An 18879-nucleotide genomic window follows, 5' to 3' on the forward strand; every position below is an offset into this window, starting at 1 on the left:
TCGTACGGAGCACGGATTTCTTCCCCGTGAACCATACGTGCGGCTTTTTTCGTTTCTGCCCTTCGGGGCCATGAAAGGACATGACCCATGAAAAATACATTCGCACTCCTGCTCGCCTCGACAAGTCTGCTGGCGACCGCGGCGTCGGCCGAAATGCTCGCACTCGAGAAAGAGGAGCTGACCTTTGGCTTTATCAAGCTGACCGATATGGCACCTTTGGCCGTGGCCTACGAGCTGGGATACTTTGAGGACGAGGGGCTTTTTGTCAGGCTTGAGGCGCAGGCCAACTGGAAAGTGCTGCTGGACGGCGTGATCGACGGCCAACTGGACGGCGCGCATATGCTGGCGGGCCAACCGTTGGCGGCAACGATCGGCTATGGCACCAAAGCGCATATCATCACGCCCTTCTCGATGGACCTGAACGGCAATGCGATCACCGTTTCAAATGACATCTGGGACGAGATGAAGCCGAACGTGCCCACGATGGACGATGGTCGGCCGCAGCATCCCATCAGCGCCAGTGCTTTGGCTCCGGTGGTCGAAGGCTACAAGGACCGCGGCGAGCCGTTCAATATGGGCATGGTCTTTCCCGTTTCGACCCACAACTACGAGATCCGGTACTGGCTTGCGGCGGGCGGACTGAAGCCCGGCTACTATAGCGCGCAGGATATCTCCGGTCAGATTGATGCGGATGTGCTGCTGTCTGTGACGCCGCCACCGCAGATGCCTGCGACAATGGAAGCGGGGACGATATCGGGCTACGCCGTGGGGGAGCCTTGGAACCAGCAGGCGGTTTTCAAAGGGATCGGCGTGCCGGTGATCACCGACTACGACATGTGGAAAAACAACCCCGAGAAGGTCTTTGGCATTACCGCGGAATTTGCAGAGGAAAACCCCAACACCACGCTTGCATTGACCAAGGCACTGATCCGCGCGGCAATGTGGCTTGATGCCAACGACAACGCCAACCGCGAGGAAGCGGTAGAGATGTTGTCGCGCTCTGAATATGTGGGCGCGGATGCGGATGTGATCGCCAACTCCATGACCGGCTTTTTCGAGTTCGAGAAAGGGGATGTGCGCCCCGCCCCCGACTTCAACGTCTTCTTCCGCTACAATGCGACCTATCCGTTCTATTCAGACGCGATCTGGTATCTGACCCAGATGCGTCGCTGGGGCCAGATCGACGAGACAAAGCCGGATGAATGGTATTTCCAGACGGCCGCAGACGTGTATCGCCCGGACATCTACCTACAGGCCGCAAGGCTGCTGGTAGACGAGGGTATGGCCGACGAAGCGGCGTTTCCTTGGGATAGCGACGGCTTCAAAGCACCGACACCGGCTGCCGATATCATCGACGGGATCAGCTACGACGGACGCGCGCCGAACGCCTATATCGACAGCCTGCCCATCGGTCTGAAGTCCGGTCAAACGGTCGTCGACAGCAAGGTCGAAGGCTAAACCCCGCCCCCTCCGCTTTGCCACACCGCAAAGCGCAAGGGGGAGGGAGCCACTTTCATCAAAAGCAGCAATTGGACAGCCGATATGACCGCGATTGACACAAACACACTCGATATCGAAGCCCGCCGCGCGCGGCGCTTTGCCCGGATCAACAAGGCCGACGCATGGTTCAGCGTCTTTGGCCTGTCTTGGATGACACCGATCCTGAAGGCCGCCGCGGGGGATAATCCGCGCGCGCAGGCCGGCGAGATCTGGCGGCTTCTGGGCGTGCCGCTCTTGGCGATTGCGATCTTCCTGACCCTCTGGGCAAGCCTGGCCCCCAAGGTTCAAACCTCGCTCGGGGCTGTGCCCGGCCCTGCCCAAGTCTGGGAGCAGGTCGGCGAGTTGCATCAGGACGCCATCCGCGAGGGCGAACGCGAAGCCGCCTTCTACGAGCGGCAAGAGGCGCGCAACGCCAAGCATATCGCAAGTGGCAACCCAGATCGTGTGCGTGATCGCGCCTATACAGGCAAGCCAACCTACTACGACCAGATCTGGACCTCGATCAAAACGGTGCTTTTCGGTTTTCTCATTGCGTCGATCGTTGCGATCCCATTGGGCATCGCTGCGGGCCTGTCTGTAACGGCGAATGCGGCGCTGAATCCGCTGATACAGATCTTCAAGCCGGTCTCGCCACTGGCATGGCTGCCCATCGTGACCATGATCGTATCAGCCGTCTATAGCACCAATGACGGTATGTTCTCCAAGTCGTTCCTCATCTCGGCGATCACCGTGACGCTCTGCTCGCTCTGGCCCACGCTGATCAATACATCCCTTGGCGTCGCCAGCATCGACAAGGATCTTGTCAGCGTCAGTCGCGTGCTGAAAATGAATACCTATACCAAGATCACCAAACTGGTGCTGCCCTCGGCGCTGCCATTGATCTTTACCGGGCTGCGGCTGTCGCTTGGTGTGGGCTGGATGGTTTTGATCGCGGCGGAAATGCTGGCGCAGAACCCCGGGCTTGGAAAATTCGTCTGGGATGAATTCCAGAACGGCAGCTCGCAAAGTCTGGCGCGGATCATGGTCGCGGTGCTGACCATCGGCATCATCGGCTTCCTTCTGGACCGTGTGATGTATGCGCTCCAGTCCATGTTCACCTTCTCGAATAACCGGTGATCGATATGGGTATCTTGAACTTCAAAAATGTCACCAAAACCTATGACACCCAACCCGTTCTCAAGGACATCTCCCTTGACGTTGCCGAAGGTGAATTCGTCGTCATCCTCGGGTTCTCGGGCACCGGCAAGACCACGTTGATCAATCTGATGGCAGGGCTTGAGCAGCCGACCTCGGGCAGCGTGACCTACAAGGGAAAGCCCATCACCGAACCGGGCCGCGAACGCGGTGTGATCTTTCAGAACTATTCGCTGATGCCGTGGCTGACGGTGCAGGGCAACGTCAGGCTTGCTGTCGATACGATGTTTCCTGATCTCTCCAAACTCGAACGGGCGGCCAAGGTCGATCACTATGTCAACATGGTGGGCCTGTCCCATGCGGCCACGCGCCGCCCTGCTGAATTGTCCGGAGGGATGCGCCAGCGGGTCAATGTGGCACGCGCCCTGGCGATGGACCCCGAAATGCTGCTGCTGGATGAGCCGCTGTCGGCGCTCGACGCCCTGACCCGCGCCAATCTCGCGGATGAGATCGAGGCGATCTGGGACGAAGACAAGAAAACCTGCGTCCTGATCACCAATGATGTGGATGAAGCGATCATTCTGGCGGATCGGATCATCGCCCTTAATCCGGACGGCACGCTTGGGGACGCATTCAAAGTCGACATTCCCCGCCCCCGCGACCGGATTGCGATGAACAATGACGCGGCATTCAAGGCGCTGCGTGGGCAGGTCACGACCTATCTGATGGACATCGGCATCGCCGCGAAAGTCGAAGAAACGCGTATGCTGCCCAATGTCACGCCGATCCATTCAGTGCCCGCGGCAGTCTCCAAGGCGCAGGAAGGTGCCATCCAGGAAAAATTCCTGAATTTCTCGCAGCTCGACAAGGTGTATCCGACGCCGAAAGGGCCGCTGACCGTGGTCGAGAACTTTGATCTCAAGATCAACAGGGGCGAATTTATCTCGCTGATCGGGCATTCGGGCTGCGGTAAATCCACTGTGCTGACGATGGCTGCGGGGCTGAACCCGATCTCGAAAGGGGCGATCCGTCTGGACGGGTGGAACGTCCAAGGTGCAGACCCCGAACGCGCCGTCGTGTTCCAGTCGCCCAATCTTTTCCCGTGGCTCTCGGCCAAGGAGAACGTCGCCATTGGTGTCGACAAGGTCTATCCCCGCGCGTCGCAGGCGGAACGTCAGGATGTGGTGGAATACTACCTTGAACGTGTCGGGCTGGCAGACAGTATGGACAAGAATGCCGCCAGCCTGTCGAACGGCATGAAACAGCGCGTCGGTATCGCCCGTGCCTTTGCCCTATCGCCCAAACTGCTGCTGCTGGATGAACCTTTCGGCATGCTCGACAGTCTGACACGCTGGGAATTGCAGGAAGTGCTGATGGAAGTCTGGTCGCGCACCAAAGTGACGGCGATCTGCGTGACCCATGATGTGGACGAGGCGATCCTGCTGGCCGACCGCGTAGTGATGATGACCAACGGACCCCAAGCCACCATCGGCAAGATCACCGACGTAAACCTGCCGCGTCCACGCACCCGCAAGGCGCTGCTCGAACACCCCGACTATTACAGCTACCGGCAAGAAGTGCTCGATTTCCTTGAGGAATACGAACACGGCAATGCGCCGAAATCACCTGCCTCCGGCGGGACACCGAAACCCAAAGCAATCGCGGCGGAGTGAGACCATGAAACAGAAACTTGTCGTTATCGGTGCCGGTATGGCCTCCGGTCGGGTGCTGGAGCACCTTCTGGAACAGGACCGCGAAGCCTATGACATCACCCTTTTCAATGCAGAGGCACGGGGCAACTACAACCGCATCATGCTGTCCCCGGTCCTGTCGGGAGAGAAGACCTATGCCGACATCGTGACCCATGATGATGGATGGTACGCCGAAAATGACATCACCTGCCGTTTTGGCGAAAAGGTGCTGGAAATAGACCGTGCAGCTAAGACGGTCACGGGCGAGAACGGCACGGTGTCCTATGACAAGCTGGTTCTGGGCACCGGATCGAACCCCTTTATGATCCCCTTGCCGGGTCACGATCTGGACGGCGTCATCGCCTACCGCGATCTGGAAGACACCGAACGGATGATGGGGCTGGGCGAAGGCAACAAATGCGTCGTGATCGGCGGCGGGCTGCTGGGGTTGGAGGCGGCGGCAGGCATGGCGGCCCGCGGCGTCGACGTGACCGTTGTGCACATCATGGGGCATTTGATGGAGCGGCAATTGGACGAGGCCGCAGGATATCTGCTGCGCCGCGCCCTGACGGATAAGGGCATCACCGTCAAATGCGCCGCAAACTCCAAGGAGATCCTGGGCGAGAGCGGCAAGGTCCGTGCCCTGCTGCTGGATGACGGGACGGAACTGCCCTGCGATTTGCTGGTCATGGCCGTGGGCATCCGCCCCAACGTGGCACTCGGGCAGGGCGCAGGCTTGGCCGTTGGAAAGGGCATCCATGTAGATGACCAGATGGTGACCTCCGACGCCGATGTGCTGGCTGTCGGGGAATGTGTGGAACATAATGGCGCGCTTTTCGGTCTGGTGGCACCGCTGTACGATCAGGCAAAGGTGGCGGCGCAGACCCTGCTGGGGCAGTCATCGACCTTTGTCCCGAAAGAGCTGTCGACCAAGCTCAAGGTGACGGGCTGCGATCTGTTCAGTGCGGGCGATTTTGCCGATGGCGAGGGGCGCGAGGATATCGTCTTTCGCGATCCGGCGCGGGGTGTCTATCGCCGTCTGGTGATCAAGAACAACGTGGTTATCGGGGCGGTGATGTATGGCGACACCGCCGACAGCAACTGGTTCTTTGGCCTGATACGCGACAAGACCGACATCGCGGACATGCGCGATACGCTGATTTTCGGCCCGGCCTACCAAGGGGGGCCCCCCCTGGACCCTTTAGCAGCTGTTGCAGCCTTACCGCGTGACGCGGAGATCTGTGGCTGCAACGGTATCTGCAAAGGACAAATTGAAGACGCCATCGCGGCGGGCGCCTCTGATCTGGGCGCGATCAAAGCGACGACCAAGGCCAGCGCATCCTGCGGGACGTGCACCGGGCTGGTCGAACAGGTATTGGCGGTCACGCTGGGGGATGATTTCGTCTTGCCTGCCGCGGCGTCGATCTGCGGCTGCACCGATATGACCCACGAAGACGTGCGGCGGATGATCAAGTCGCAGCGACTGACCTCGATGCCGGCGGTCTGGCAGGAATGCGGGTGGAAGACGCCCGACGGCTGCCATGTCTGCCGCCCCGCGTTGAACTTCTATCTGCTTGCCGATTGGCCGCTGGAATATCGCGACGATCCGCAATCGCGTTTCATCAACGAACGCAAACACGCCAACATCCAGAAGGACGGCACCTACAGCGTCGTGCCGCGCATGTGGGGGGGGATCACCACGCCGGACGCACTGCGTGCCATTGCCGATGCGGCGGATAAATACAGGGTGCCGACGGTCAAGGTCACCGGCGGGCAGCGGATCGACCTATTGGGCGTAAAAAGCGAGGATCTCCCCGACATCTGGGCCGATCTGAATGCGGCCGGCATGGTGTCGGGACATGCCTATTCCAAAGGGCTGCGCACGGTCAAAACCTGTGTCGGCACGGATCATTGCCGCTTTGGCACCCAGGACAGCACCGGACTGGGCATCCAGCTTGAGAAAGAGCTCTGGGGGGCCTGGACGCCGCATAAGCTGAAACTCGGGGTGTCGGGCTGCCCGCGCAATTGCGCCGAAGCGACCTGCAAGGACATCGGGGTCATCTGTGTCGACAGCGGATACCAGATCAGCATCGGCGGGGCGGCCGGTATGGACGTCAGGGAAACCGAATTGCTGATCCAGGTGCCGACCGAGCAAGAGGCGATCAATGTGATCAAGGCGGTGACCCAGCTGTATCGCGAGAATGCCAAATACCTTGATCGCATTTACAAATGGATGGCCAAGGTCGGTCTGGACTGGATCAAGGAACGGGTTGCTGCCGAAGGCGACGCTTTGGTTGATCGCTTCGAGCTGAGCCAGACGATTTACCGCAAAGACCCGTGGGCCGAACACGTGACCCAGCAGGCCGAGCGCTACAAACCCCTTGCAACCCTGTCACTGGAGGCTGCGGAATGACCAGCTGGATCGATATCGCAGCACTTGAGGAGGTGCCACAGCGCGGTGCGCGTATGATCAAGACCACGCTTGGCTGTGTCGCGGTGTTCCGCACGGCTGAGGATGAAGTCTTTGCGCTTGATAATGCCTGTCCGCACAAGGCGGGGCCGCTGGCCGAAGGCATCGTGCATGGCAAATCCGTAACCTGCCCGCTGCACAACTGGGTATTCTCTCTCGAGACCGGAGAGGCGCAGGGCGCGGACGCGGGCCGCGTCGCGACCTATCCGGCGCGGGTGGAAAGCGGGCGCATCCTGCTGGACCGGACGTTCCTGCAAGCGCGGAGCGCCGCATGACCCTCACGCGCACCACTTGCCCTTATTGCGGTGTAGGTTGCGGTGTGCTGGCGGCCGCCGATGGTACAATCAAGGGGGATCCGGATCATCCGGCCAACTTCGGGCGGCTCTGCTCCAAAGGTGCTGCCTTGGGGGAAACCATCGATCTGGACGGGCGGCTTTTGCATCCGCAGATCAACGGGGTGCGGGCAGACTGGGATGCGGCGCTGGATATGGTGGCGCAGAGGTTCAGCGATGCCATCGCGCAGCATGGGCCGGAAAGCGTCGCCTTTTACGCCTCGGGCCAGATGCTGATCGAAGACTATTATGTCGCCAACAAGCTGATGAAAGGGTTCATCGGGGCGGCCAATATCGACACGAATTCACGTCTGTGCATGGCGTCCTCTGTCGCGGGTCACAAGCGTGCCTTCGGCACCGATACCGTTCCCGGCACCTATGAAGATCTGGAGCAAGCCGATCTGGTTGTGCTTGTCGGGTCCAATCTGGCGTGGTGCCATCCGGTCCTGCACCAGCGTATTGCCGCCGCAAAACAGGCTCGCCCCAATATGCGGATCGTCAATGTCGATCCGCGCCGGACGGCGACCACCGATCTGGCGGATGTGCATCTGAGGATCGCCCCCGACGGGGATGTTGCCTTGTTCAATGGGTTGCTGGCGTATCTGGCAGAGACCGGAAAACTCGACACGGCCTATACGGAAAACCATGTGAACGGGCTGGATGCGGCACTGGCGGCGGCCCAGGCCAGTGATCCGGCGGACAGCGGGTTGAACGCTCGGGAACTGGCCGATTTCTATGCGCTTTGGGCAAACACGCCCAAAGTCGTCACCGCGTACTCCCAAGGCGTCAACCAATCGGTCTGTGGCACGGATAAGGTAAACGCGATCCTGAATTGCCATCTTGCCACAGGGCGCATCGGCAATCCGGGGATGGGCCCGTTCTCATTGACTGGCCAGCCCAATGCCATGGGGGGGCGCGAAGTTGGCGGTCTGGCCAATATGCTGGCAAACCACCTAGAGATCGGGGATGAAGCGCACCGCAGCGCGGTGCAGGGATTCTGGCAAAGCCCGACGATCTGCACCAAACCGGGACTGAAAGCTGTCGATCTGTTCGAGGCCTGTGGCGACGGGCAGATCAAGGCACTGTGGGTGATCTCGACCAACCCCGCGGTGTCGTTGCCCGATGCCGATGGCGTGGCGGCGGCAATTGCAAATGTGCCCTTCGTTGTTACGTCTGACATCATGGAGAAGACGGATACCAACGCTTTGGCAGACGTCCTGCTGCCCGCCACCGGTTGGGGTGAAAAAGACGGCACCGTGACCAATTCCGAACGGCGCATTTCGCGCCAACGCGCCTTTCTGCCCGCCCCCGGTGATGCGCGGCCCGACTGGCAGATCATCAGCGACGTGGCCAAGCGTATGGGGTTTTCGGGTGCCTTTTCCTATGGCTCATCCGCGGATGTCTTTGCCGAATATGTCGCGCTTGATCAGGCCGCTTCGGCCTTCCCGCGCGATCTTGATCTGAGCATTTTTGCCGATGCGGATTACGCGAAAATGGTGCCGACCCAATGGCCGCGCAATGGGGCGCGTTTCTTTGCGAACGGGCAATATTATCATCCTGACGGCAAGGCGCAGATGGTTGCCGTGACATCGCCTGTGTCGCTGAATTCACGCTTTACGCTCAATACCGGACGGAACCGCGACCAGTGGCACACGATGACGCGCACGGGCAAATCGGCGCGGCTTGGGGCACATCTGGCCGAACCTTATGTAGAGATGAACCCGGCTGATGCCGCCGCATTGGGGGCGCTCCCCGGGGCGTTGATCGCGCTGCAAAACAGCCGTGGTCGTGTTTTGATGCGGGCGTTGATCACCCCGCGCGTCGCCCAAGGCGCGTTGTTCGCGCCAATGCACTGGACCCGTCAGCGCAGCACCGCGGGCACGGTCAATAGCGTCATGACGCCGCTGACCGATCCGATTTCAGGTCAACCCGCCTTGAAGGCCAGCGCTGTCACTGCCGAGGTTTTCAAGGCGAAATGGTACGGCTTTCTGGCAAGCATCGCGGAACCCGCCCCGCGCACCACCTATGCCGCCTTGGCCCGCACCAATACCGGCTGGCAGGCAGAGCTGGCGGGCAGCAAAAAACCCGAGGATTGGGAGGCAGAGGCCCGCCTTCTGACGGGGCAGGCGGAGGGTGATCTTTCGCTCCAGTCCGACGCGGCGACCGGTGGCGTCCGGATTGCGATAACCCAAGGTGGGCGGATCACCGGGCTGCTTTTCGTATCCCCCAATCCGGTGGTTGTCTCGCGCAGTGCGATTATCGCGCTGATCGGGACGGACACATCGGCGTTGGCGGCGCTCGCCGGGCGCAATGCCGCTGACCGGCCGGACCCGGGTGCTACGGTCTGTGCCTGTTTTGATGTGGGGCGCAACACCTTGCTGGCCGCTATCGCCGGCGGGGCCTCTACCGTCGCGGCCTTGGGCGACGCCACCTGCGCGGGGACAAACTGCGGGTCGTGCAAACCCGAACTCGCCGCCTTGCTGGATCAGACCTTGCAACGGATGGCCGCAGAATGAGCCTGGCCTCCTATGTCCGGATCGTCGCGCGCGGCAAGGGGCGTGCCCGCGCGATGACCTTGGCCGAAGCTCAGGACGCCATGGCGCTGATCTTACGCGGTGATGCTGCCCCCGAAGCGGTCGGCGCGCTGTTGATGGTCATGCGTCTGCGCGGCGAAACCCCCGAAGAGATTGCCGGTTTCACCGCGGCATTACGCGCACATGTGGTGGGCAAACTGCCCAAAGCGGATCTGGACTGGCCGTCCTATGCCGCAGGTCGCAGCCGGGGGGTGCCGCTGTTCCTGCTTGCTGCGCGGCTGGTGGGGCAGGCAGGTTACAGCATTTCGATGCACGGGTGGAATTCGCATCAATCGGCCAATGCATCGGTGCGCGAGGTGATTGATCTTGCCGGGCCGCAGGTGGCCTATACCCCGCTAGAAACCCTAAGCCCTGCGGCATTCAGCATCTTGAACCTGCGCGATACGCTCGGCCTCAGATCGTGCTTCAATACGGTATTGCGGATGTGGAACCCGTCCGAGGCCCCGGCGACGGTGCAAGGCGTGTTCCACCCGTCGTACCGCAGCCTGCAGGCCCAAGCCGCGCAGCTATTGGACCAGCAGGATCTGAGCATCATCAAAGGGGGCGGCGGCGAATTCGAGCGTCATCCCTCCAAGGACATCACCCTGTTCGGCCTGCGCGACGGGGCGCATATCCAGCAGACCGCCGCGCCAATCCTGCGTGACACCCGACGTTTGCATGAAACAGGCGATGTCATCGACCTGCAGGGCCTGTGGCACGGGCGCGTGGACGACCCTTTCGCAGTCGCCACGGTGACCGGCACTGCGGCACTTGCGCTGTGGACGCTGAAGGCGTCTCCGACACTTTCTCAAGCCGACCAAATGGCGCGCAGCCTTTGGGACCAGCGACACCAGTCAAAGGAGCAATCCGCATGAAGACATTTCCAATGTTCCTGCAAATGGCGGGCCGCCGCGTCGTGATCATGGGCGGGGGCGAACAGGCCGCCCAGAAGGCGCGACTGATCCTGAAAACCGAAGCGACGGTCGAGATTTGGGCCGCTACATTCGATGCCGAACTGTCGGACCTTGCTGCATCGGGCCGTGTCACACTTCACGACGGTCCAATCACCCCGAACAGCTTTTCAGACACCGCGCTGGCCTTTATCGCCACTGGCTGCCCTGGTGCGGACATGGCGCTGCATGTTTTGGCCAAAGAGGCCGGGGCGGTTGTGAACGTCGTCGACCAGCCACAGCTTTGCGATGCGATCACGCCTTCGATCGTGGACCGTGATCCGGTGGTCGTGGCCATCGGCACCGAGGGGACAGCCCCGGTGCTGGCCCGCCAGATCAAGACGAAAGTAGAGGAAATGCTCGAGCCGCGGCTGGGGGATCTTGCTGCACTTGCGGGCCGGTTGCGGGGGAAAGCGTCTGCGCGCCTTGATCCGCGCGCGCGTCGCGATCTGTGGCGTTGGGTTTTCAACGACAGCCCGCGCTGGATGTTTGCCGCCGGTGCCGAACGCGCGGCGGCCAAGCGTATCAAGTCGGCCATCCAAACGGGCGACTTCGGCACCGCTGCGGGCGGCAGCGTCAGCCTTGTTGGCGCAGGGCCGGGGGCGAAGGATCTGATCACCCTGCGCGGCGTGCAGCGTCTGCAAGAGGCGGATGTGATCTATTATGACCGGTTGCTTGCCCCTGAAATCCTTGAATTGGCCCGTCGTGACGCCGAACGCATTTACGTTGGCAAGGCTCCGGGCTGTCACAGTTGGCCGCAAGAGAAAATCACACAGACCCTGGTGATGGCTGCCAAACGCGGCCAACGCGTTGTGCGTCTGAAATGTGGTGATCCGGGGGTGTTCGGGCGCAGCACAGAAGAAGTCGATGCGCTGAAAGCCAGCGGTATCGCTTTCGAGATCATCCCCGGCGTCACCGCGGCCTGCGCCGCGGCCGCGAGCATCGGTGAAAGCCTGACGGATCGGGGCAAGATCGACACCGTGGTGCTGACGACCGGCCATCGCCAAGATGGATATACGGTGCCCGAACCGATCAAGGATATCAGACCCGGCACATGCGTGGCGCTTTACATGGCTGTGGGGGCTGCGCCACAGATTGTGGATCACCTAAAGACAGCGCATCCGGGGGTTCAGTTCGACCTGCAAATCGCCGCGAAAGCGCAGCGCAAGGATCAGAAGGTTTTGCGCTGCTCCCTTCAAGATCTGGAAGCGACGCTGAGCGCTAATAGGATCGCAGGCGAGGCCATGCTGTTCATCCGGTGGCCTCGGGAGGCACAACAGGCTCATATGCCCATGGCGCAAAGCGCAGTTGGGCGCGTCGTATCAATGGTGCAAGACTGACCCTTGGTGACGATCCCCGCGGGGATGTTGGGGAATTGACTTATCCGAGTAAATTTGTCAGAAAATGGTTTCAGAATTCTGGAGCTGTCTCAGCGCGTCGTCATGTCATCCGCCCCTCTATCAAAATCCTATGTGCCACAGGTTTTTGTCCCTCGTATGGAGGCGCAGACCCGCAACCTGCGCACGATCAAGCCCTTGCGGTTTCGGCCCTTGTCGGGGGCTATCGCAGATGTCTGGCATGTCGACGGGGACCAAGGGGGCGGCGGGTACTACACCGCACCGGATCCGCGCCTTGTCGTCTTTCTGGATGACACCCTGCCGCTGATCGCGCTTCGAACGGGCGAGGGGGCGACGGCCCAATTCGGAACGCGCGCTTTCTTTGTTCCGGCGGGCACCCCGTTGTGGAGCAAGCTGGGCAAGGCCCAAAGGCTCAGCCATATAGATTTCCATTTTGACGCGGCGGCATTGCAGACACGGCTTGGTGCGATCGGTGTATCAGATCTGCCCCGCCGCGTGATGTTTGCGTCGGAGGATAGCGTGCTGCTGACCCTTGGCCGTCTTGCGGCCAGCGAAGTAGAGACCCCTCAACGTGGGACGATGGTCTTGGAAGGCCTGCTGCAATCGCTTTTGGGCGCAGTGATGGACCCGCCGTCGCAAAACGCCCTGCCTGCGTCCGGCGGACTGTCGCCTCAGCATATGACGGCGGTTCGGCAGTACATGGCGCAGAATATCTTTCGCCCCGTCGGGGTGGGCGAATTGGCCGATTTGGCGGGGCTCTCCGAAAGCTGGTTCAGCCGCGCGTTCAAGCAAACCTCGGGTCTGTCGCCCCAACGCTGGATCGCCGAGTGTCGCGTCGTCGCCGCCAAGGAGATGATGGCCGACCCCGGACGCCCCCTTGCCGACATCGCCGCGGCAACCGGGTTTTCCGATCAGGCCCATCTGTCACGGGTCTTTCGCCGGTCTGTCGGGGTGCCGCCATCGCAGTGGCGACGCGATATTCAGTGATACGTTTACAGCGGATTGGGACAAATGACGGCGGATGCGTTCAAGACGTCGCCTTATAGCTGAGTTAAATACTCGGAAAAATAAACAGCGGGACGTATATCCATGAAGTTCACCTTTTTCTTGATGCTGGGGACCAGCGCGCTGGCCCTGTCTGCCGGTGTGGCGACGGCGCAGGACGCCGTCGATCTGGGCGAGATCATCATCCAGTCCGAAGAAGACCCGACCGGCCCGGTGGTGGGCTATGCCGCGGGTACCACGGCGTCGACCAAAAGCGGGCGGTCCTTGCTGGAAACGCCGTCCTCCGTCACGGTGGTCACCACCGACCAGATCGAGGATACGGCCGCCAACAATCTGTCAGAGGCGCTTGGCTATGCGGCGGGTGTCGTGACCGAAGCCTATGGGGCCGATCCGCGGTTTGATTCAATTTCGGTCCGCGGGGCTGACCTGCAAAACCAGATCTACCTTAACGGGTTGCAATTCAGCCGCTCTACGCGCCCGAACTATGGCGCGCCCTCGCTTGATCTTTACGGCATGGAACGGGTGGAGCTTCTGCGCGGCCCAAATTCGGTGCTATACGGGGCAGGGTCGCCCGCCGGGCTGGTGAACCTGATCCAGAAACGCGCGCAATCTGATGGCGACACGACCGAGCTGGGCCTGCATGCGGATGGCAACGGGTCCCATTATGTCTTTGGCGATGCCAACCGCGTGGTCGATGACCGCTTTGCTTACCGCATCGTCGGCAAGGCGGGCAATCGCGTTCTGGGGATCGATGAATACGACAACCCCGGGGCCTATCTGGGCTTTGCCGCGAAATACCAGGCGACCGATGCAACGACGGTGGAATTCCTGCTGTCCTATCAGGATGACGACCCGGATTCCCCCTCGGGCGTGCCCAACGGGCTGGTCGGCACCCGTTCCGATGAAGACCTGCGCGACTTCTACTTTGGCAACGAGGCATTGGAGTACGGCGACCGCAAAGTGCTTAATCTGGGCGCGCAGGTCACCCATACGTTCGATAATGGCTGGCGGCTGGTCAGCAACACGGGCGTGACGAAATTCGACTGGTCCTATTCCAACCTTTCTGTCGGCGGCGTGACGGGCACCGATGTGGCGCGCACACAGCTGTTGCAAGACGAAGATGTGACGTCTTATGCCACGGACCTGCGGCTTGAAGGCTCGGCGCTGACCGGCGATGTGCTGCATAATCTCGCCTTTGGTATCGATGCCAGCCGGTTCGAAGAATCTGCGCTCAGCGTGTTTTACTATGGTCAGGACAGCATTGATTTTGCCGCGCCAGACTACAGCCCGATCACGCCGGTGCGCGACGGGGCAAGCTGGTATGCGAACAAGAATGTGACCGTGGAACAGGTCGGCATCTACGCCAGCGACGAAATCGAATATGGCCATTGGCGCGCGGGTCTGGCCTTGCGCCATGATCGCAACAAATCCGAAGGGCAGTCCAACACGCTCTACACCGTTCCGGGCTCTGGCGGCACGCCCGGCACCGTTGATCTGACACGCGACGACAGCGCCACCACCGGTCAGGCAAGTCTTGGCTATGTCTGGGACAATGGCGTGTCGGCCTATCTGTCCTATGGCACCTCGTTCCAAAGCTTTGCAGAGCCGGGCGATATGGGCACAGCGCTTGACCCGACCACGGGCGAGCAATGGGAAGTTGGCGCGAAATACCTACCCGCCACCCTTGATGCCTATCTGTCGGCTTCGGTCTATCAGCTCGAAGAAAAGAACCGCCCCGTCTATGTGCAGAATGGGGCCGGGGTGCGGGCCTATGATCAGGTCGGCAAATCCCGTATCCGCGGGCTAGAGCTGGAAGGCCGTGCCAATCTGGCCGACGGCTGGAGCGTGACGGGCGGCTACTCCTTTACCGACAGCGAGATCATCGGCGGTGACAACAATGGCAACGAACTGGGGCTGACCCCGAAACATACCTTCAAGCTGTGGGCATCGAAAGAGATCCAGGGCGGACCGCTTGCCGGGCTGACCGTGGGCGCAGGCGCGCGGTTCATCGGGGAACGCTATGCGTTCAACGCCAATGCCAATCAGCTCGACTCTGTGACGCTGCTGGATGCGGCTGTGTCCTATGACTTTGATGACGGCACAGAGCTGCAGGTCAATGTGACCAACCTGACGGACGAGGCTTATGTCTCTTCGGTGGGCTATTTCTCGACCTACTATGGCGACGGGCGCACGATCTCTGCGACGCTGTCCAAGAAGTGGTAAAACCCATCACCCTCACGCGCCGCGCGATCATTGCCACAGGAGCCTGCGCTCTTGTGGCATCTCGCGCGCGCGGCGCACGCGCTTGGGGGGGATCGCGCCTCGCCGCGATTGACTGGGCGATGGCGGAAACCGCTGCCGCGCTCGACCTGCCGCTGGTTGCCGTAGCTGAGAAACGTCAATTCCTGCGCGGTACGGCGGTGACGCTGCCCCCGAACTGTGCGGATGTCGGGTTGCGCGGCAGCCCCAACCTCGAAGCGCTGAGCCTTGTCGCCCCTGACCTGATCCTGTCGTCGAATTTCTACAGTTTCGTTGAACCGCAGTTGGGACGTATCGCACCGGTGTTCACACAAAATATGTTCATCCCGACTGAACCCGCACTGCCCAAGGCGCTGTCGGCGCTGGAAACGTTGGCAATACAGCTGGACCGCGGAGAGGTGGGCCACCGGGTGCGTCAGGACTTTGAGGCCGCTTTCGATGCGCTGCGCGTACGGGCAACAGGCTTTGCCGTGCGCCCCTTTGTGGTGATGACGGTGGGGGATGCGCGTCATGTGCAGATCTATGGCAGCGACAGCCTATATGGCGGGGCGCTTCGCCGGATCGGCCTGACGAATGCCTGGGGCGGCGATACTGAATTCGGATTCAATGCCCCGGTCCCTCTGTCCAGATTGATCGATTTTCCGCAGGCGCATCTAGTCATCGCGGGCGCTTTGCCGGTGACCGCACGGCGCGCGATTGGCCAAAGCGCGCTTTGGTCCGCGCTGCCGCCCGTGCGGGCGGGTCGCGTGTCGTATCTGCCCGATCAGATGCCCTTTGGCGGCGCGCCTTCCGGGCTGCGTTTTGCGTCCCATCTTGTGACCGCGCTGGAAACCGCATGATCCGTCCGCCCTTTTTGACGCTGCCCCTTGTGGCCGCCCTCGGCGCGGCGTGCCTATGGACCATCGCAGCGCTTGCCGCCCTGCCCGCTGCGCAATGGGTGCTGCCCGTCGCAGGTCCGCAAGACCTGTCACCCGAACAGATCCTCTTTGCCTTCGGGTTGATGCCGAGGGCCGTGATTGCCCTGCTGATCGGGGCGCTTCTGGGGCTGTCGGGTGCCTTGATGCAGGCGGTGCTGCGCAATCCGCTGGCTGATCCAACGACCCTTGGCGTGGCCTCGGGGGCACAGCTGGCGCTGGTCTGCGCCACGCTGCTCTGGCCGAATATGCTCGCCCTTGGTCCCGGCCCTGTCGCATTGGTCGGAGGCGGGCTTGCAGCGCTCATTGTCATGGCGCTTGGCGCGCGGCGTGGCTTTGCGCCTGTTACGGTCACCATCGCGGGGATGCTGGTGGGCATGCTTGCTTCCGCCATCTCTACCGCGCTCACACTGGGGCAGGGGCATTACCTGCTGTCGCTGGTGATCTGGAACGGCGGGGCGCTTTCACAAGACAGTTGGCACGGGGTGACCCGACTGACTGTGGTGCTGGTGCTGGGGGCGGCAGGAGCTGCCTTGCTGGTGCGGCCACTGGTGGTCCTAAGCCTTGGCGGGGCCACGGCCAAAGCGCTTGGGGCGCAAGTCGGGGCGATACGGGTCGCGGCGCTTGCGTTGGCGGTGTTCGTCTCGGCCATGGTCTCTGCCGAGGTGGGGCTGGTCGGGTTTGTCGGGCTGGCGGCACCGGCCTTGGCACGGCGTTTGGGCGCGCGCAGCGTGGCGCAAGTCCTGCTGGCCGCGCCACTGGCGGGCGCGCTGCTGCTGTGGCTGGTGGACAGCGCGCTGCTGGCGCTTGCCGCCTTTGGGCTGCCAGAACTGCCGACGGGCGCGTTGACCGGGCTGATTGGCGGGCCGCTTTTGATCGCTTTGCTCCCGCGATTGCGCAACATTGTCCCGCCCGAGGCTGAACGTAACGACACTTTGCCACCGCGCGCGCCGCACCCGTGGCGGCGGCTTGCTCTGCTGGCCTGCGCGGCGGTCGCCTTTGCCGTGCTGAGCCTGTTTGGCACCCGCGGACCCGAGGGCTGGGGCGTGATATCGGGCGCGATTGCGGCGAGTTTCGTGCCATTGCGGGCCACGGCCATTCTGGCGGCTGCCGCGGCCGGAGCGCTGCTGGCGCTTTCGGGGGCGGCCCTGCAACGGGTGACGGCAAACCCGATGGCCGCGCCCGAGGTTCTGGGTGTGACCGGTGGTGCCGCGCTTGGCTATGCGGCGACGCTGTTCCTGCTGCCTGCCCCGTCGCCCGTGGCGCTGGCGCTCGGGTCTTCTGGCGGGGCGGGGGCGACGCTGATCATCCTGTCCGCCTATGCGGCGCGCAGTAATATGGCACCGGCGCGGCTGTTGCTGGCAGGGCTGGCGATCGGAGCCTTCGCTTCGGCCCTTCTGGCAGCGATTATGGCGTCAGGTGATCCCAGAGCATGGTCCCTGCTGGGGTGGCTTGCGGGAAGTGCGACACGGGTCACGGTCGCAGGGGCGATGGCGCTTGCCGCAATGGCGGTGGCGGCGCTTGGCGCGGCGCTTTTGCTGTCGCGCTGGTTCGACATCCTGCCGCTGGGATCGGGTGTCGCGCAGGGTCTGGGGGTGCCGCTTGGCGTCGTGCGGCTTGCCGTTGTGCTGGCGGCAGGGCTGGCCACTGGCGCGGCAAGCGTGCTGGTCGGCCCGGTCAGTTTCGTTGGCCTGATGGCCCCCCATATCGCCCGCAGCCTTGGCCTGCTGCGCCCTGCGCCGTTTCTGGCTGCCAGCTGGTGTCTGGGTGCGTTGCTCATGAGCCTCGCGGCCTTTGGGGCGCGCACCGCCAGCTACCCCTACGACCTGCCGCTGGGGCTTTTCGCGACGCTGATCGGCACGCCCTGGCTTTTCATTGCCCTGCTCGGACGGAGACACGCATGACCCTCTTTACGCTCGAAAATGTCTGCTTTGACGTGCCCAAGCGGCGGCTGGTCGATCACCTTTCCTTGGTGATCAAGCCGGGGATCACGGCGCTTGTCGGGCGCAACGGGTCGGGCAAATCAACGCTGCTGAAAATGCTCGCCGCGCAAACCCGGCCGAGCGCCGGAACCATCCAATATGGCGGCCAAGATCTGAGGGACTGGAAGCCGCGGGATTTTGCCCGCGATCTGGCATTTCTGCCGCAGGTAACCCCCCCGACCGAAGGGCTGTGGCTGGAGGAGCTGGTCGCGCTTGGCCGATACCCGTGGCGCGGAGCCTTGGGTCGATTGGGACCCGAGGATCGCTTTATGATTGATACGGCGATTGCTCAATGTGGTCTGGAGCACAAGCGCGGCCAGATGGTCGACACTATGTCAGGTGGGGAAAAACAGCGGTCGTGGATAGCGATGATGCTGGCGCAGGGAGCGCGTAGCTTGCTGCTGGATGAACCGATCTCGGCGCTGGATGTGGCCCATCAGATCGACGTGCTGGGGCTGCTGCGTGAAACGGTCAACGCCGGTGCGCTTTCTGCCGTGGTGGTGCTGCATGACGTGAATATGGCGGTGCGCTTTTGCGATCATGTTATCGCGCTGGATGCCGGGCGCGTGGCGCTTGACGGCGCGGCGCACTCCTTGCTCGACCCCGACGCGCTTCAGCGGATCTACGGACTGCCCATGCAGGTCATCGACACAAAGCCCAGCCCGGTCGTTCACCCGATTTGACCCCGACCATATTCATCCGAAAGCCAGC

General features: G+C 62.1%; 13 protein-coding genes. All 13 read left to right on the forward strand.

Annotation, left to right across the window (positions count from 1 at the left end; translation table 11 throughout):
• Nucleotides 1-87 precede the first annotated feature (87 nt).
• Nucleotides 88-1458 carry a CmpA/NrtA family ABC transporter substrate-binding protein gene (locus ABM428_RS02605; protein ID WP_353628138.1) on the forward strand — a complete coding sequence of 457 codons (1371 nt, stop codon included), beginning with the start codon at nt 88-90 and terminating at the stop codon, nt 1456-1458.
• Nucleotides 1459-1542: 84 nt separating this feature from the next.
• Nucleotides 1543-2616 (forward strand): ABC transporter permease, encoded by a 1074-nt coding sequence (locus tag ABM428_RS02610; RefSeq protein ID WP_286759661.1) that lies wholly within the window; start codon nt 1543-1545, stop codon nt 2614-2616.
• A gap of 5 nt (nt 2617-2621) precedes the next feature.
• Nucleotides 2622-4307, forward strand: a complete 1686-nt coding sequence (locus ABM428_RS02615) for an ABC transporter ATP-binding protein (RefSeq protein ID WP_353628139.1) — start codon at nt 2622-2624, stop codon at nt 4305-4307.
• A gap of 4 nt (nt 4308-4311) precedes the next feature.
• Complete coding sequence (gene nirB, locus ABM428_RS02620; RefSeq protein ID WP_353628140.1) at nt 4312-6738, forward strand: nitrite reductase large subunit NirB; 2427 nt, start codon at nt 4312-4314, stop codon at nt 6736-6738.
• The gene (nirD, locus tag ABM428_RS02625; protein ID WP_132997456.1) at nt 6735-7070 is read left to right on the forward strand and encodes a nitrite reductase small subunit NirD; all 336 of its coding nucleotides are present in this window, start codon (nt 6735-6737) and stop codon (nt 7068-7070) included. Before nirB ends, nirD begins: the two co-directional genes overlap by 4 nt.
• Entirely contained in the window at nt 7067-9643 is a 2577-nt protein-coding gene (locus ABM428_RS02630) for a nitrate reductase (RefSeq protein WP_132997457.1), read from the forward strand. The genes nirD and ABM428_RS02630 overlap by 4 nt, the downstream gene beginning before the upstream one ends.
• Nucleotides 9640-10575, forward strand: coding sequence for a glycosyl transferase family protein (locus ABM428_RS02635; protein WP_132997458.1), 936 nt, complete (start codon nt 9640-9642; stop codon nt 10573-10575). The genes ABM428_RS02630 and ABM428_RS02635 overlap by 4 nt, the downstream gene beginning before the upstream one ends.
• Nucleotides 10572-11990, forward strand: a complete 1419-nt coding sequence (gene cysG, locus ABM428_RS02640; protein ID WP_132997459.1) for a siroheme synthase CysG — start codon at nt 10572-10574, stop codon at nt 11988-11990. Before ABM428_RS02635 ends, cysG begins: the two co-directional genes overlap by 4 nt.
• A gap of 102 nt (nt 11991-12092) precedes the next feature.
• The gene (locus tag ABM428_RS02645; protein WP_240790828.1) at nt 12093-12995 is read left to right on the forward strand and encodes an AraC family transcriptional regulator; all 903 of its coding nucleotides are present in this window, start codon (nt 12093-12095) and stop codon (nt 12993-12995) included.
• 102 nt (nt 12996-13097) lie between these two features.
• Complete coding sequence (locus ABM428_RS02650) at nt 13098-15236, forward strand: TonB-dependent siderophore receptor (RefSeq protein WP_132997460.1); 2139 nt, start codon at nt 13098-13100, stop codon at nt 15234-15236.
• A 53-nt stretch (nt 15237-15289) separates the two neighbouring features.
• A complete protein-coding gene (locus tag ABM428_RS02655) occupies nt 15290-16111 on the forward strand; it encodes an ABC transporter substrate-binding protein (protein WP_240790829.1) in 822 nt (273 codons plus the stop codon).
• The gene (gene fhuB, locus ABM428_RS02660) at nt 16108-18090 is read left to right on the forward strand and encodes a Fe(3+)-hydroxamate ABC transporter permease FhuB (protein WP_132997462.1); all 1983 of its coding nucleotides are present in this window, start codon (nt 16108-16110) and stop codon (nt 18088-18090) included. The genes ABM428_RS02655 and fhuB overlap by 4 nt, the downstream gene beginning before the upstream one ends.
• The gene (locus ABM428_RS02665; RefSeq protein WP_132997463.1) at nt 18087-18851 is read left to right on the forward strand and encodes an ABC transporter ATP-binding protein; all 765 of its coding nucleotides are present in this window, start codon (nt 18087-18089) and stop codon (nt 18849-18851) included. The genes fhuB and ABM428_RS02665 overlap by 4 nt, the downstream gene beginning before the upstream one ends.
• The last annotated feature ends 28 nt before the right edge of the window (nt 18852-18879 follow it).

It is taken from the genome of Sulfitobacter sp. TCYB15 (genome assembly GCF_040435955.1).
Classification (GTDB): domain Bacteria; phylum Pseudomonadota; class Alphaproteobacteria; order Rhodobacterales; family Rhodobacteraceae; genus Sulfitobacter; species Sulfitobacter pontiacus.

What these genes read in the sequence shown, in the direction of transcription:
- ABM428_RS02605 (WP_353628138.1), top strand. Translation starts at nt 88, where the DNA reads ATGAAAAATACATTCGCACTCCTGCTCGCCTCGACAAGTCTGCTGGCG.
- ABM428_RS02610 (WP_286759661.1), top strand. Translation starts at nt 1,543, where the DNA reads ATGACCGCGATTGACACAAACACACTCGATATCGAAGCCCGCCGCGCG.
- ABM428_RS02615 (WP_353628139.1), top strand. Translation starts at nt 2,622, where the DNA reads ATGGGTATCTTGAACTTCAAAAATGTCACCAAAACCTATGACACCCAA.
- nirB (WP_353628140.1), top strand. Translation starts at nt 4,312, where the DNA reads ATGAAACAGAAACTTGTCGTTATCGGTGCCGGTATGGCCTCCGGTCGG.
- nirD (WP_132997456.1), top strand. Translation starts at nt 6,735, where the DNA reads ATGACCAGCTGGATCGATATCGCAGCACTTGAGGAGGTGCCACAGCGC.
- ABM428_RS02630 (WP_132997457.1), top strand. Translation starts at nt 7,067, where the DNA reads ATGACCCTCACGCGCACCACTTGCCCTTATTGCGGTGTAGGTTGCGGT.
- ABM428_RS02635 (WP_132997458.1), top strand. Translation starts at nt 9,640, where the DNA reads ATGAGCCTGGCCTCCTATGTCCGGATCGTCGCGCGCGGCAAGGGGCGT.
- cysG (WP_132997459.1), top strand. Translation starts at nt 10,572, where the DNA reads ATGAAGACATTTCCAATGTTCCTGCAAATGGCGGGCCGCCGCGTCGTG.
- ABM428_RS02645 (WP_240790828.1), top strand. Translation starts at nt 12,093, where the DNA reads ATGTCATCCGCCCCTCTATCAAAATCCTATGTGCCACAGGTTTTTGTC.
- ABM428_RS02650 (WP_132997460.1), top strand. Translation starts at nt 13,098, where the DNA reads ATGAAGTTCACCTTTTTCTTGATGCTGGGGACCAGCGCGCTGGCCCTG.
- fhuB (WP_132997462.1), top strand. Translation starts at nt 16,108, where the DNA reads ATGATCCGTCCGCCCTTTTTGACGCTGCCCCTTGTGGCCGCCCTCGGC.
- ABM428_RS02665 (WP_132997463.1), top strand. Translation starts at nt 18,087, where the DNA reads ATGACCCTCTTTACGCTCGAAAATGTCTGCTTTGACGTGCCCAAGCGG.